The 16,160-nt window shown below is 51.4% G+C and carries 6 protein-coding genes; all 6 read left to right on the forward strand.

The genetic code is table 11. The features are described from left to right. Positions 1 to 578: 578 nt before the first annotated feature. The 6 genes from ACZ5K9_RS10220 (at position 579) to ACZ5K9_RS10245 (ending at position 16,029) form a co-directional block, all read left to right on the forward strand. Positions 579 to 3,650, forward strand: a complete 3,072-nt coding sequence (locus ACZ5K9_RS10220; RefSeq protein ID WP_464271232.1) for a methyltransferase domain-containing protein — start codon at positions 579 to 581, stop codon at positions 3,648 to 3,650. Between the two features lie 511 nt (positions 3,651 to 4,161). Next, entirely contained in the window at positions 4,162 to 6,084 is a 1,923-nt protein-coding gene (locus tag ACZ5K9_RS10225) for a glycosyltransferase (RefSeq protein WP_464271233.1), read from the forward strand. 370 nt (positions 6,085 to 6,454) lie between these two features. Continuing rightward, complete coding sequence (locus tag ACZ5K9_RS10230; protein WP_464271234.1) at positions 6,455 to 6,934, forward strand: FkbM family methyltransferase; 480 nt, start codon at positions 6,455 to 6,457, stop codon at positions 6,932 to 6,934. Positions 6,935 to 7,521: 587 nt separating this feature from the next. Next, positions 7,522 to 11,250, forward strand: a complete 3,729-nt coding sequence (locus ACZ5K9_RS10235; protein ID WP_464271235.1) for a glycosyltransferase — start codon at positions 7,522 to 7,524, stop codon at positions 11,248 to 11,250. A gap of 124 nt (positions 11,251 to 11,374) precedes the next feature. Continuing rightward, entirely contained in the window at positions 11,375 to 13,645 is a 2,271-nt protein-coding gene (locus ACZ5K9_RS10240) for a glycosyltransferase (protein ID WP_464271236.1), read from the forward strand. Between the two features lie 47 nt (positions 13,646 to 13,692). Beyond that, positions 13,693 to 16,029: a glycosyltransferase gene (locus tag ACZ5K9_RS10245; protein ID WP_464271237.1), complete on the forward strand. Its 2,337-nt coding sequence runs from the start codon at positions 13,693 to 13,695 to the stop codon at positions 16,027 to 16,029. Positions 16,030 to 16,160: the final 131 nt, after the last annotated feature.

Consider the following 16,160-nt stretch of genomic DNA (forward strand, 5'->3'; position numbering starts at 1 on the left):
TCCCGTGGGGCGGCTCTCTCCCAGGATATGCAAAAGTTTGTGAGCCAACGGGCCGATGTTGACTGCCAGACCATAAGGAGCAAATTTTCTGAAAGCCACTCAATGCAAATCCAAATCAGATCGGATCCTAGCGGGAAACTTTGTTCTCAAACCGCGCTTTTCGTGCATGGTCATCAACTGCTCGTGGGGGAGAGAAAGGGTAGTCCACACTCGATCCGGTTCCATCGTGGACAGGGTATACCATTGCCCCTTAACACCCAATACCCATCTCGTCAGTCGCATTACCTGTCGATGCCGAAAGATCTTCCCTTCAACGCTCCGGCGATCCAAAGGCTCAGAACCTCGATTTTCTCCTGCTCGTTCAAAGCCCCAAGGCCCCGAGCACAGAAACATTCAATCGTTCGCGCGGGATCGCCCACCTGCGGACTGTCCACAAAGGGAAACCGGAGTGTCCACTATAGCGGGGTTTGTGTAGGGGATGGGGGATTAGGTTGGGGCTTTAAACATGAAGTGCATGCAAGGCAAATAAATATCCGAGACCAGCAAAACAAGTTTTATTCATTCGATGGGGAGGAGAAATGAAAAACGATATTATAGAATTCGATCCCACATTGGATGAGCGTCAAATATTGACAGGTGCACAACTGGCTTTGTCCGTAGCGCGGAAGCCTCGTTTGGTGGCCGTGAGGTATGAACCCGTAGTAGAAGGTGAAAGGTGGGTACCTTATCTGGATTTGATATTCCATCTGCAGACAGACGATGGTCTTATCATCGCACTTGGCTTACCGCTTCGCAGCGGACGCCTCGTCTGGCCGCATAGCTACAGGGTCTGGCCCCGCCCGCTATTAGCTTCCTTTACCATCCAAGCATTCCAGCAGCTTGAAGGTAAAAACCTGCACTCCCGTCAGTTGTTTGCTCTGCCAGGATTCCAGGAAGCGCTGCGGGTTGATCCGGCAGCCGTACATGGTCGGTGGACGTGTCCGGGCATGGAAAACTATTATACGGTCGCACAGCTGCTTCAGCGTTATCGCTTTGCGAGTTCCCACATTATGTCGGGAACGCTGCTGGAGGTGGCCTGCGGTCCAGGTTACGGAGCGGGAATGTTGCTCAAAAGGAATAATGGATTGCAGGACTACTTAGGGATGGATATCGACGAGGGTGCAGTGGATTTCGCACGCCGATGTAACCAGGACCCCCGCGGGCGGTTTCTTACTGGGGACGTGGCGGATCTGGAGGGCGAGCCATTCGATTGGGTGCTGTCGCTGGAAACCATTGAGCATACTGCCGACCCGGAGGTCTTTCTCAAGCAACTCATAAGGCATTTGAAGCCCAGCGGAACCATGATTGTAAGCCTGCCATGCGAGCGTTGGCATGGATTTCATTGCAATCGAAATCATTGGAGTGCATGGAATCTAAAGCGCATTCAGAATTTTTTTGAACCCTATTTCGCTGAGATAAACTATTTTGTATACGACTTACCACGTTTTACTGAATATCCTTTTGAGATTGCCAAAATTAGGCCGCTGAACATTCAAGAAGACCGTTCTCGCCATGAGGTTTATCTCATGGTTATGAGGGGTCCGCGCCAAACTAAGCCCAGGTCCCGGGTGCTTGTCCAGCGTCGGTATGCCAGAGGTGATGCCCTCCAAGCAACACCCATAATACACGCATTGCGGCAAAAATATCCAGGACACCAATTGGTAGTGAGTACGGACGTCCACGAAGTCTTCATTAATAACCCTGATATTGATCTGTTGATGGCGACGACCTCCGGTTACAGGCCAAGTTCCGATGATATTGTGATCAACCTAGATGAAGCCTACGAGCGCAGACCCGATCGGCACATCCTTGATGCTTACGTTGAAGTTTCGGGTGTGGTTCTCGACGATATGCGTTTGAGACTGTATCCAAATCGTTATGATTATGATGCGGTAAAAGTTTTACTTGGTGAAAAGTTGCATTCATGGTTCGAAGGGGGGGTGCGGTATTTGGTCGCGCTGCATCCCTGTGGAACTTCTGATCGACAATGGCCCTTGGAACATTGGTGTCGCTTCTTGGAATTACTGCGAGAACGGGAAGATGTTGCGGGAATTGTGGTCGGTGCAGGATCAGACCTGAAAATGGAGGAGCACGACCGTTTGGTTAGTGTAGTCAGTCGCTGCGACCTGCTGACGACCAGCGCGTGCATTGCTCTCAGCGATGTGCTGATTGCGCCCGACTCGGCATTGCTCCATGTGGCTGCAGCGGTGGGAACGCCAGCAATCGGCCTCTATGGCATGGCAAATCCGGCCTTACGACGTCCTTATGGAGCTTTTCAGGCTGCGATTGTAGCTCCGGTGGACTGTGCCGGCTGTTTACATGAATTGCCGCCCCCCATAACCATTCCGCGGTGTCAATTGGGCCAATCTTTTTGTATGCACGCTATCCGTCCGGAAGTTGTATTCAAAAGCATGAATGACATTCTGGCGATGATTCCTCAAAACACTTGGCGACGTCGTTTTTCCATATCTATCCAAAAAAACATATCTTGTAACTTTCAACGAAAATGTGATTCAATGCCCATTGGTAAAGAGCCTAGTAAGCGGAAGCCTCTTCGTTCAATATCAACATCTGGAAGAATAAACATTGCCATTTATAGTGTAGATCATCCTAGGTCTGCATGTCCAATGCTACGTCTATTGATGCCCATAGCGGAGTTGCATGAGCATGTGCTCGCAAAATGGGGTGTCAGATATAGTGCCAACTCTTTTGTGATGGATTTCAAGTTATTGGAATGGGCGGATATTGTCATTTTTCAGCGGCTTGCTCCAAGTTGCCTGGATGCATCTTCCAAAAGGCTGCTTGAAAAGTCAGGGAAGCCGATTATATGGGAAACAGACGATGACTTCTTTGCTATACCCAGTTCACACCCCGACAAAATTACAGTAGAATCTTTAAAAGAACGTCTTTTGGATGGTTTGTCAATATTTTGTGCTGCAACCGTATCCACGGAGGCTCTTAAAAGTGTTTTGAGTCGGCATTGTAAAAATGTCTTCGTTCTTCCAAACTTTATTGACAGTCGCTTTGTTGACTTAAACAGCTCACCAAAGTCCGCCGAAAAGCCCTTGGTGATCGGGTATGCTGGTACTCCCACACACCATGAAGATCTGGAGCTCGTTGAGGAGCTCTTTTGCAAAGTTTCTGAAAAATATGGTGGAAAAATTGCCTTTTGCTTTATGGGCTGCACAACCCCAAGGCTTCAAGCTTTGCCTAGAACTAGAGTTTACCCGTTTAATGGAGAGTACATAAAATATATGTGTTTGTTAAAAAAGTGTGGCATAGATATAGCACTTGCGCCTTTAGTGGATAACCAATTTAATCGGTGCAAGAGTAACATAAAATGGTTGGAATATAGCGCATGTGGAATCGTCGGGATATATTCAAATCTTGATCCCTATAAGACATGTGTGAGGCATCGCCAAACTGGATTCCTCGTCAATGGAAAAAATGTAAACGAATGGTTGGAAGCTTTGGAGGAACTTATTGAAGATTCACGGTTGCGCCGCCGTATTTCAATAAATTCCATGAGGGATGTACTTGAAAACTACACAATACAAAAATCCGCCTCTGTCTATTTTCAAGTCTGGAATTCGGTGGCCCAAATGCGATGATCATTCTAAGCGAATTTTTAAGCAAATGGGGTGCCCACCCCGTGTCAAATCCGTATAAGGTGGGTAGCGGAATCGGGACAAGGTGCAATATGTGAGATACGGAATGGTGGAAAAGAAGTGCCGACGAACCCTTACGGCTGTCGGCAAGCTTCGCGTAGCTTAAAATGTGGCAGTCTGCAGAAGATCCGGCGGGGAGAAGCACTCTTGAGTCGGGAAAGTCTTTTATTCATAAATGTAAGCATATGGCGGAGGCAGCGACAGAAGGGGGTTATGGAGGCAGCATCTCGCAAGGACAGAATACGCCAGCCTACCCAGACCGGCAGGTTTGCGAAGCGATGCGCAGATGAGGCATGCGGGGTAGTGCTTGAGGAGAAACAACCGCGCGCATCTCTATGTTTCAATGTAATACCGGTTTACAACCAATGGCTTCCATGAGAAATAGGGGAAACAAAGACACACGAAGTATGGATATATGTGGCGTTGGAAACATTTATCTGTAGGACAGTCAGCCATGATCCAAACGAGTATTATTATCCCCGTCTTCAACCGATGTGATCTCACGAAAGAGTGTTTGGAAAGCCTGTCCGACACGCTTCGGGGGGAATCCTGTGAGATCCTTGTCGTGGATAACGGATCCTCGGACGGAACGGGCGATTTGATCGCCGCGTTTCGAAAAAGCCACCGCCATCTTTCCATTTCATATATTTACAATCAAGAAAACCTCGGCTTTGCCAAGGCATGCAATCTGGGAGCAGGGCTGGCAGAGGGGCGGTTTTTGATTTTTCTCAATAACGACATCATTGCCCTGCCGGGGTGGATGAAACCGCTTCTTCACGTTTTGGAAACGGACCCGACCGTGGGCATTGTCGGGGCCAAGCTCCTTTACCCCGATGGGACCCTCCAGCATGCAGGCGTGATCATCAGCGATGTCCCGGCCCCCATTACCCCGGGGCACGTTTGGCGCGGCCGTCCGCGGGATTTCTTGCCGGCCCGGGAAACAAGAGAGTACCAAGCCGTTACCGGGGCCTGTCTCGGTATCCGGAAAGATCTTTTTATCGAGCTTGGGGGTTTTGACGATCAGTTTCGGAACGACTGTGAGGACGTGGATCTTTGTTTTCGTGTTCGGGAAAAAGGCTACCGGGTCCTTTATGTTGCTTCCAGTGAGCTCATCCATTTGGAGTCTCAAACCCCAGGGCGGTTCTACCACTCAGAGGACAACTTGATTCATCTGAACAAGAAATGGCGAGGACGCATTCAGGCCGAGATTTCAACTGCTCATCCCAATGTATCGATCATTCTGGTCGATTATCATGGATCACAGGATACCATCGAATGTCTTGCCTCGATCTATGGGCTGGACAATAACCCGATAAACTCGCTAGGACTGTTCTATAAAAATTTCAACGTCATCGTTGTGGAAAACGGAAGTGATCCCCTGCATGGTCAAAATATCCAGCATTGGTGTCAAAAACAGAACATCTTCTGTCAAATCGGCTCGCCAGATTCGCCACCACGCGAAAAAGCGTTGTTCGACAAGCGCATTATCCACATCCGCACCGGCAAAAATCTCGGATTTGCCGGGGGGTGCAACGTAGGGATTCGTCAGGCCATGGCCATGGGCGCGCATTACACCTGGCTGTTGAACAACGACACGGTGGTCCATCCCTTCAGCTTATGGCACTTGGTCTACACGGCGATGACCTGCGAAGAAAAGGGACTCAAATTCGCATTAGTGGGATCCATGCTCCGTTGTTACTCTAGGCCGGATGACGTCCAGTTTGATGGCTCTCGCGTGTTCTATGGGGGCAGACCTCTGTCGGAATCCCCCTTGGCCGAGGAGCTGCGCTTGGTGCCTTTCGTGTCCAGTGCCAGCATGCTCGTTTCAAAATGGTTTTGGGACACGGCGGGTCTCATGGATGAGGATTTTTTCCTTTACTATGAAGACAATGAGCTGTGTTACCGGTGTTGGAAGCAAGGGGCGCGGATTCTCTACCAACCTCGTTCATGGATTTATCATAAAGGCGGAGCCTCTATCGGCGATTGGCTCTCTTCTCCAACCAGTGTGTATTACGGAGCGAGAAACTTCCTCCTTTTTCACGAAAAATGCGACCGCTTAAACCTTCAAGCCTGGAAAGCACTGAAGAAAGCCGTATGGGACGGCATGCCTCAGACCCCCGAAAACATAAAAGCTTTCTGTGAAGGCGTGAAGGACTATCTCTTGGGCAAAAAAGGTTGTCGGGATGCCGGCTCGAACGGCAAAGAGCCACCGGATGAAGAAAATGACGTTTGGTATAAATATTTTCGTCCTTTGGAACGGGTTTTTTCTCGTCTTCAGCACGATGGACCTCGAGACGCTCATATCGAAATGCTTTTGAACCTCGCTTTCCACTTGGATCAGGCACGTCGACGCGACGCGCTGGCACCTCAGTCTTAACGAACGCGACGGATAAGGGGCGGCATTTATGGTATCGAATGGTTGCCATCCTGCAGCCTTCCACATGGGACGCGAGAATGTGTGCTCTTCCTATGCGTGTGGCCTTTCTTCCAGGGATAAGGTGATCCATCTCCGCCAGATGGTAACTTGTTTCTCTAAAACGAAATCTCCACGGAGTTTGAGATCGAACCGATTTGAATTGTTCGGTGTTCTTGTCCGTATTGATGTCTTATCGTTTAAAAGGAGGCCAAACGCGATTTCACGTATCAGCATCGCGCCAAGGATTGCAGATTTAGACCGGTGCGCCACACTTTGAGGCTCTCAAAATATTTCGAGGCTTACAGTCCATGAACCGCATGGGAGGGGAAAAATGACTTTTATTTCTTACGCTGAAAACTTTGAAGACGTTATGCTCTGGCGTGCGCGCAAACGCGTCAAGCGTGGATTTTACATTGACGTCGGAGCAATCTCTACACAGGTGGGTTCGGTCGCTTGCGCTTTCTATCAGAGGGGCTGGCGGGGCATCAACATTGGGCCGAATGCGGAATTTCACAGGCAGCTGTGCCTGAGTCAGCCACTGGATGACAACCTCAACCTGGCGATACGCGATCCTAAGGGCGTGCTCCCAATGAATTTTATCGCGGGCACGGATCTATCGACGGTGCCTGATATCACGGCTCGAGAGCAGCTGGCGGCAGCTTACCCTATAACGCGGCAAGAAGCCGAAGTGATGACCCTCGTAGAAACCTGGCAGAAGCATGTCCCGGCCGGGCAACCGTTGCATTTCCTTAAGATTGATATAGAAGGTTTTGAGACAGCGGTGGTGATAGGGAATAATTGGCAGAAATAGCGGCCTTGGATCACCGTGGTTAGAGCATATAGACAAAAAAACCAAGATGATTCCTATGAAAAGTGGGAACATATCGTGCTTGGTAGTGGTTACAAGTCCGATTATTGTGATGATATCAAATGGGTTTACGTGGCGGAGGAACAGGACGATTTCTTAACGACATTCCAGTAGCCGCCCAGAATCTTTGATAATTTTATATCAGCATGTTACTGGGAAGCCGAAAACCCTGCTCAGCAGGCCGAAGATCGTACCCGACAAGCCGACATGCAAGCCGCTCAAGCCGAAGCTTTTGCCCTCCAGGTTCAGACCCGCGCACGCGAACTAATCAGCAAGATTTCTAATCTCATGAACCATCCTGTGCGGTGAGGCTTGGCGGCGCCCAGGGGTTTCTCAGCATCCCCTGAGTCTGCAATGAACCTCGTCCGCAACATACGATATGGGCAGGCAGGAAGGATTGACGTTACCGTGGTCCGCGCTCGTTGGGTTGAAATTGATGTGGGCATGGATTTTGCGAAGAAACCATGGGTGCGCCAAACGTACAGCAACTTGCTATTGGGTGTCACAAGAAAAGCTCAGGAGAAGAGGTGATGCGCATTGTCATTGACATGCAGGGTGCCCAGACCCCAAGTCGCTTCCGCGGCATCGGCCGTTACAGTATGGCTTTTGCGAAGGCTATGGTTCGCCACCGGAAAGATCACGAGGTCATCCTCGCGCTTTCTGCCCTCTTTCCTCACACCATTGAACCGATTCGCGCTGCGTTTGACGGACTGATGTCGCAAGAGAACATCCGAGTTTGGCACGGCATTGGTCCGGTCGTTGGTAATGAACAGGTCCATTTGCAGCGCCTTCGGGTTGCGGAGCGACTCCGTGAGGCTGTGATTCAGTCCTGGAATCCTGACGCAGTCGTCATCACTTCCTTGTTCGAGCGCTTTCGGGCGGAAAAAATCGGGGATGGAGTAACAGGTGCAGTGACCAGTGTGGGGGTGTTTGATCACCGGATACCGACAGCCTGCATTTTTTATGATCTGATACCATGGATTTATCGAGATATTTACTTAAGAGATCCGGAGTATCAAAGATTCTATCTCCGTAAGATAGACCATTTGCGCCGCTGTGATTTGCTTCTGGCAATATCCAATTGGTCAGGGATAGAGGCTAGGATTTTAATGGGTTTTGCTGACCATCAAATTGTCAATATTTCAACCGGCTGCGACGAGCGTTTTCAACCGGGTGAAGTTGACGCTGAGGTAGAGCGACAACTGAGGAAAAGATATGGTCTAAATCGACCATTTGTCATGTATACGTGCACGGTAGAACCTAGAAAAAATATCGCAAACCTCGTTCGTGCCTATGCGGCAATGCCCATCAGTGTCCGCCGTCAGCACCAACTGGCTTTGGTGGGATGGAGTACAGAAACTCACTGCGCTGAAATTCAAGAGTTAGGTCGCAAATACGGGCTTGCCCCCGGGGACCTGGTCATCACCGGTGCTGTATCGGATCATGATTTGGTAAACCTCTATAGGCTGTGTAAGTTGTCTATCTTCCCGTCGGTCCACGAGGGTTTCGGCCTGCCCGTTCTGGAGGCCATGGCATGCGGTCGTGCCGTAATCGGCTCCAATTGTTCCAGCATTCCCGAGGTTATTGACAGGGAGGATGCGCTGTTTGATCCCCATAGCGTGACATCCATTACGAGGGCGTTGACAAAGGCCCTCACCGATGATGCATGGCGTTCCTCTTTGGAGACCTACGCCTTAGAGCGAGCCCGGAGATTTTCTTGGGATATTACGGCCCGCCGTGCGTGGAAAGCCCGAGAACACATGGTTGCGCACAAAGCCCGCTCCGCACTCAGCGCTCACAGGGGATCAAGTCGACGGCCGAGATTGGCCTACGTCTCAGCTTTGGCGCCCGAGGGCAGTGCGGTCAGCGAATACAGCGCTCAATTGTTGCCCGAGCTTTCGCGATATTACGAAATCGAGGTCGTTGTCGCTCAAGGCACGGTCTCCGAGCCATGGGTGCTTGCCAACTGCCCGATCCGAGAGGTGGCCTGGTTTCGCAAGAACGCCCGGCGATATGAGCGTGTTCTATACCACATCGAAAACTCTTTTTTGCATGGGAACTTTCTCGATCTGGCAATTGAGTGCCCCGGGGTGATTGTCTTCCATGACTTTGTTTTGTCGGATCTTGTGGCATCTCTTGAGCTTAAAGGGGGAAGACCCCATTTTTGGACACATTCTCTTTACCGCAGCCATGGTTATCACGCGGCGGCATCACGTTTCCTGGGAATAGATAACGGGCATAATGTTCGGGACTATCCATGCAATTTGAGCATACTACAACGAGCTCGTGGCGCCATCGTCCATACGCGGCACGCTGCTCAATTGGCTGCCCATTACTACGGCACAGATGTTCAGAAAATATTAAGTATAATACCATATTTGCGCCCCTATGAGCCAATCCCTGACCGCGCGTCGGCGCGCAGAAACTTAAACATTCCCGAAGCAGATTTCGTTGTGTGCACCTTTGGCTTCCTGGGTTCGGAGAAGCTCGATCATCGACTTCTTGATGCGTGGTTAGCCTCCACATGTGCGAAAAATCATCATTGTCGCCTCGTTTTCGTTGGCGAACCTGACCGCGGCGCCTACGGACAGGCTTTGCTGAAAAAAGCTCATGACCATAACAAATCCGCTCGGGTAACCATCACCGGCTCAGTCGATGCGGCCACCTATCGCACTTGGCTTGCCGCCGCCGATGTTGCTGTTCAATTGTTGGCGATGTCGCGAGGTGAAGCCCCAGTAACCGTTTTGGATTGCATGAACCTCGGTGTGTCCACCGTCTTAAGAGCCGCCGGCGCCATGGCTGATTTACCGCAAGACACTGTGTGGATGTTGCCCGAAGATTTCAGCGATGAAGCCCTGATTGAGGCTCTAAGCACACTACATGACGACCCCGGGAGACGTGCCGCACTCGGTGCACGCGCTCGTCAGTATGTCAGCCAGCAGCACAACCCGAAGCGATGCGCCGATCGGTATGCTGAGGCTATCGAACGTTTTTACGGCGACAACTCGCCCCCTGCCATGCGACTGACGGAAGACTTATCCATTGATTTGGTGGATGCGGGGGCAGACCTGCTGTTGGAGACCGCCCGAAGCATTGCCAAGAATTTCCCCCCGAAACCGCGCATGCGCCAGTTGCTGGTCGATGTCTCTGTAGTGGTCAAAATCGATTACCGTGCGGGCATTCAGCGGGTGGTGCGCAATGTCCTGAGGGAATGGCTGCTCAATCCTCCAAAAGGCTATCGTGTTGAGCCGGTCTATGCCGCGGATATGCGGGGTTACCGTTATGCGCGCAAATTTTCACAGCGTTTTCTTGGGATCAACGACGGCTTGTGTGAGGATGAGCCCATCGACTATGCACCCGGGGACTTATTCTTTGCGCTTGATTTCGCGGTACACGCCCACATAAAGCTACGTGCATTCTTTCAGGCATTGAGAAGGGAAAATGTGCGGGTCAAATTTTTGGTTAACGACCTGCTTCCCGTGAAACTGCCACAGTTTTTCCCGCGTGGCCAGGACGTGTGGTTTAAAAAATGGTTAGATGTGGTCCTAGAAAGCGATGGGGCGATATGCATCTCCAAGGCCGTTGCAGATGAACTCACCGAGTGGAGCGTAAAATATCGGCGAGAATCTCATCGCCGGTTTACCGTAAGTTGGTTTCATCTTGGCGCCGATGGGGATCAAAGGCATCCGACCCTAGGGATGCCCCCTGATGCGGAACATACGCTCACATGCCTGCGCAGTCGACCTACCTTTCTCATGGTAGGTACAGTCGAGCCGCACAAAGGCCATGCCCAAGTACTTGGAGCTTTTGAGGAACTGTGGCGAAGCGGCATCAGTGTAAACTTGGTTATCGTCGGGCGACAAGGTTGGATGGTCGAGCAACTCGCCGAACGCCTGCGGCATCATCCGGAACGTGGCCATCGCCTCTTCTGGCTTGAGGGTATTAGTGATGAATATCTGGAAAAGATTTATGCCGCAAGTACTTGCTTGATTGCGGCGTCCTTCGGAGAAGGTTTCGGTTTGCCGCTCATCGAAGCGGCACGGCATGAGTTGCCTATCATCGCACGGGATATTCCCGTTTTCCGCGAGGTGGTCGGTAAACATGCCCACTACTTCAACACTGACGATGCTGAAGCCCTGGCCCGTACCATTCAACAGTGGCTCGAACTCTATCGTGAAGGACGGCACCCCAGATCCACCCACATCTCGTGGTTGACTTGGAAAGACAGTGTAAAACAATTAACTTCTGTACTGATCTGAACGGTGAGACTGATGTTTTATGCCATTGCGGTATCATTAAAAATGTTTACCTATATTCATAAGTTCAGATTCCAGGCTATGGCTCCAAGCTCATTGTTTCAAGATAAGGATGGTGTTTTCGACTATGAACAGCAAAAGCAATGAAGGACTTCAGAGCCTCCCATGCCCTGGGCTAAGACCGAAACTACTACAAAGTGATTGTCTTGTGGGGAAAGACTCCAATGGTTTGTTTTCAAACCGTTCTCTTGACGTGATCGGCCCTGGTCCTTTAGTGCGAAGGACGCCATCCTCAAGCCCAGATGTGGCTGGATTGACTTTATCACGATGCACGGACGCCGTGGTTCGTGGGGGCACGCTTCAAGTTACAGAGCCGGAGCTTCCTCTCTGCTCGATAGTGATCCCCGTGTACAATCAGTGGATTTACACGGACAAGTGCTTGAGGTCCATTGCACGGTGCGCTTCGAGTGCGGTGACTTTCGAAGTTGTTGTTGTCAACAATGCATCCACTGACGGCACGGAAGTTTTTCTGGACGAAGCGAAGAAACGCTTCGGTTTCCTTAGGGCAGTGCCTCTGGATTGCAATTATGGGTTTGGCAGAGCTTGCAATGAGGGAGCCAAAATCGCCCGGGGTGAGCTCCTGGTTTTTTTGAACAACGACACCGTGGTCCTCCCCGGTTGGCTTGAGGCGCTTGTCGACGCTTACCGGAGTACACCCTGTGCCGGGATTGTTGGCGCCAAATTGCTCTATCCTGATCAAACCGTCCAGCATGCGGGAATGTCCTTTATCTGGACTGAGGTGAGCGGCCGCCGTGTCCTATGGCCTACTCATTTGTGGCGTGGGTATCCTTCGACGGCTCCTGAAGTCAACCGGGAGGGGGAGGTGGACGCGGTCACGGGGGCCTGTCTCGTGATCGGCAGGAATCTTTTTGAGGCGGTAGGGGGCTTTGATGAGTCGTATTATATGTACTTTGAAGATGTTGACCTAAACCTCAAGGTTCGATCCCGGGGAAGGAAAGTGATTTATTGTCCGAAGAGTGTGGTGATTCATTTCGAAAGTAAATCTTCTCCGGGCCCGGATGCCCTCCGTGGGATACAGGACAGAAGTTTTCAAATATTCTATCGGAAGTGGGAGCAGCAGCTTCTGGACTGGACTTCCAAGCGGGAAATGGGCGCTCTTACAACTTTTCCTTGCTCCACGGAAGAAAAGAGCAAGTGCGCCCCCCCACCCATCAGGATCATTCGAGGCATAAAGTGGCAAAGTCAGATCTTGAACTTCTCTGGACACGCATCCCACGCTCGAAGGATCGTCACGGCTTTGAAACAAACAAAGATACCCTTGGCTGTCCAATCGACCGCGCACGACAAGCTCTTTGTCCGCCAGCTGCCCGCCTCGGAAGTTGCCGAATGGCGGAAGCTCATGGACGAGCCGGTCGGTCAAGGAGCGTATTTATGTTTTGCTGTCCCGACCTTACAAGACGGGACAGATGTTTTTGCACATTGGCGCAAAGCAAACCCGGGTTTTTCGTGCTATGTGGGTCTCGCGACCTTTGAAACGGACAGCCTGCCTCAGGGATGGGCGGAAGCGTGCAACGGCATGAACGAAATCTGGGTGCCCAGCACCTTCAATAAGGAAACTTTTGCACGTGGGGGTGTCGATCTGGGCAGTATTGATGTATTCCCCACCGGCATTGATCCTCTTCTGTATGATCCTCGTCGTGTGGCCCCGCTGTCCATTAAGAATCGCCGTGGGTTCGCGTTCCTCTCCGTATTCCAATGGACTTATCGCAAAGGGTGGGATGTTCTTCTGCGTGCATTCTTGTCTGCATTCTCACCGCATGAGGATGTATGTCTTATTCTAAGAGCTTATCCTTACGGCATGCGCCAACCGCCCCTTAAGGAGAGAATTCGACGTTACGTCGAAAGCCTAGATTTTGATCTGAAGAAATCGCCTCCCATTATATTGCTCGACACGTTCATTCCGGAACGATTCATGCCTTCGCTTTATGCTGCAGCAGATGCGTTTGTGTTGCCGTCCCGCGGTGAAGGCTTCGGTCTTCCCCTCATGCAAGCGATGAGTATGGAACTGCCCGTCATAGCGACACGATGGGGAGGGCATCTTGACTACATGAACGATGAGAACAGCCTATTGATTGACCTCGAAGCATTGCTTCCCGTTGACGAGCGGTTGTCTTCGGAAAGTGTCTACTACACCGCCGACCAGCGTTTGGCTGAGCCTTCGGTCTCCCACACGGCTGAATTGATGCGGTGGGTTTTTGAACACAGGACCGAGGCGCAAAGGATCGGGCGAGCTGCTCGGCATCATGTGGTGACTCAATGGAGCCTCACGCGATCGGCCGATTGGTTCAAGTCCAAATTGTCGTGGATCATGTCCTGAAAATGCCGATCTGCACAAGCCCTAGGATGGAGGAGACTGTGGCGGTTTTGTCTAGATGGCGACCTACGGTCTTCTGGAAAGCGCCGATTTATGATCCGAGCGGCTACGGTGACGAAGCGCGCCATTTCATCAAGATGCTTCACAAATCGTGGCCAATTCGTGTCGGCCACGTCGGACGGTTCTCCTTGGAATTTCTAACAGGTATGAGTGGTGAGGATCGGGAACTTTTCGGAAGGTTGGGAAACGGACCTCCAGCCGAGGACTACATCAGTGTCATCAACCTGCCGGCTTATGCTTTTGTCCGCGACCAGAAGGCCCTGTACAACATCGGAAGAACGATCTTTGAGACGGACCGTATCCCTTCCCAATGGGTCGAGGCATGCAACAGAATGGACGAAATTTGGGTTCCCACAGCCTTTAATGTGGAATCCTTTCGGCGAAGCGGCGTGCGGGTTCCCATTCATACCGTTCCTCAAGGTGTTGACTGTGAGTTTTTCAGACCCGGCCTCAAGCCACTTTCCATTCCTGGGCGGCGTGGTTTTGCCTTTCTGTCCGTCTTTGAGTGGACGTACCGGAAAGGGTGGGACCTCTTGCTGAAAGCTTGGGCGGAGGCGTTTTCTCCGAGGGATGATGTGTGTCTTCTTTTGAGAACTTATCCCATCAACACGCTCGACTCTGAGAATGCCCAGCGAGAAATCCTGCATAGAATTAATCTTTTTCTTCACCAAGAGATGGGTATTTCCACCAAGGACGTCGCCCCTATCATCGTCCTGGGAAACCAGATTCCAGCGAAAGAGATGCCTCACTTGTACGCATCGGCGGATGCTTTCGTGCTCCCATCGCGAGGTGAAGGCTGGGGTCGGCCGTACATGGAGGCCATGGCTTGCGGTCTACCGGTTATTGGGACCCGTTGGGGAGGCAATTTAACTTTCATGAATTCTGGCAATTCCTACCTGGTGGACATTGTGGGGCTTGAAGAAGTCGGAGACCAAATGGAAATCAACTTTTATCGGGGTCATTGTTGGGCTGCTCCGTCATTGGAAAGCCTCAAGGCCTGTGTGCGTCAAGTCTATGATCATCCTCATGAGGCTCGACTCAAAGGTTCGAGGGCCCGCGAAGACGTGGTCCTCCACTGGAATTGGCGGGCGGCCGCCGAAAAGGCGCTGGATCGTTTGGAAGCGATAACGCATGAGCTCAAGAGTCGGCCTAGTGTCACCAAAATTGACCGGCATGTCCTTAAGGACCCTGCTCGTGTGCAGGTGATCTGGGAAGGGCCTCAGCTCGTTTACAGCTCTCTGGCCAATATCAACAGAGAGATCTGCTCCCTCCTCAAGGATCGAGACGATGTGGATCTGTGCATTCACCCTAAAAATTTGCTTCCTCTCTTACTGAAGAATGATATAAGCCTCCAAAACCTTTCTCGACGCTTTCATCGATCCAGGCGCATGACTCCGTGTGTTCATATCAGGCATGAATGGCCCCCGAATTTTTCTCCTCCCGAGCTGGGCCACTGGATCATGATTCAACCTTGGGAATACGGTCGATTGCCGCGCGAATGGGTGGAACCCATGAGCGCTTTTGTGGACGAAATATGGGTATACAGCAAACATGTGTGGAAAACCTATGTGTCCAGCGGCGTTCCCGCCGAGCGAATCCGCATCATCCCTAACGGCATAAACCCTTTGGTCTTTAACCCCCAGGTCATGCCGCTGCCCTTAGCCACTGAAAAGAGCTTCAGATTTTTGTTTGTGGGTGGAACGATTTGGCGTAAAGGGATTGATATATTGCTTGCTGCCTATCGCCGCGTGTTCAAACACTCGGACGATGTGGTCCTTGTGATAAAGGACTTCGGTCAAAACTCCTTCTATAAAGGACAGGGGGCTATCGCTCAAATTGAAGAGATTCAAAGAGATCCTCAGGCACCTGAAATTCTCTATATCACGGATGATTTGGACGATCGAGCCATGGGCGGATTGCTCAGAGCCTGCCACTGCTTAGTCCACCCCTATCGCGGGGAAGGATTTGCCATGCCGGTCTTGGAGGCCATGGCCTGTGGTGTGCCCGTCGTTGTCACGGAAGGCGGAGCGACCGATGATTTCTGCCTGCCCGAGATGACAAACAGAATCAAGGCGACCCGGCGGACCTTCACCGCGCAGTCGGTCCAGTTTGCTACGGGCGCCGGGTGGGTTCTCGAGCCGAATTTAAAGGATCTGCAGCGAGTTCTCTGGTCGATTTACCACAACTATGGAGAAGCCCAGGAAAAGGCCAAGAAGGCGGCTGCATACGTCCATCGACATTATAATTGGGCGGGGATAGTGGACCTGATGGTTCAAAGGATCCACCACATTGACAACCAACCTATTGCCAGGTTCCAGCGCCATTGACGCATGGGCGCGGCCTGGCTTTGTCCCATGGGGATGTGCCGGAATCCGCTGAGCTCGGTCTCTTTCTCCACGGTGACCACTCACGTTAGAGTGGAGTGCACGCCTATGCAGAAGTGGCGGCACCACAATAA

This window comes from Desulfosoma profundi (assembly GCF_055387865.1).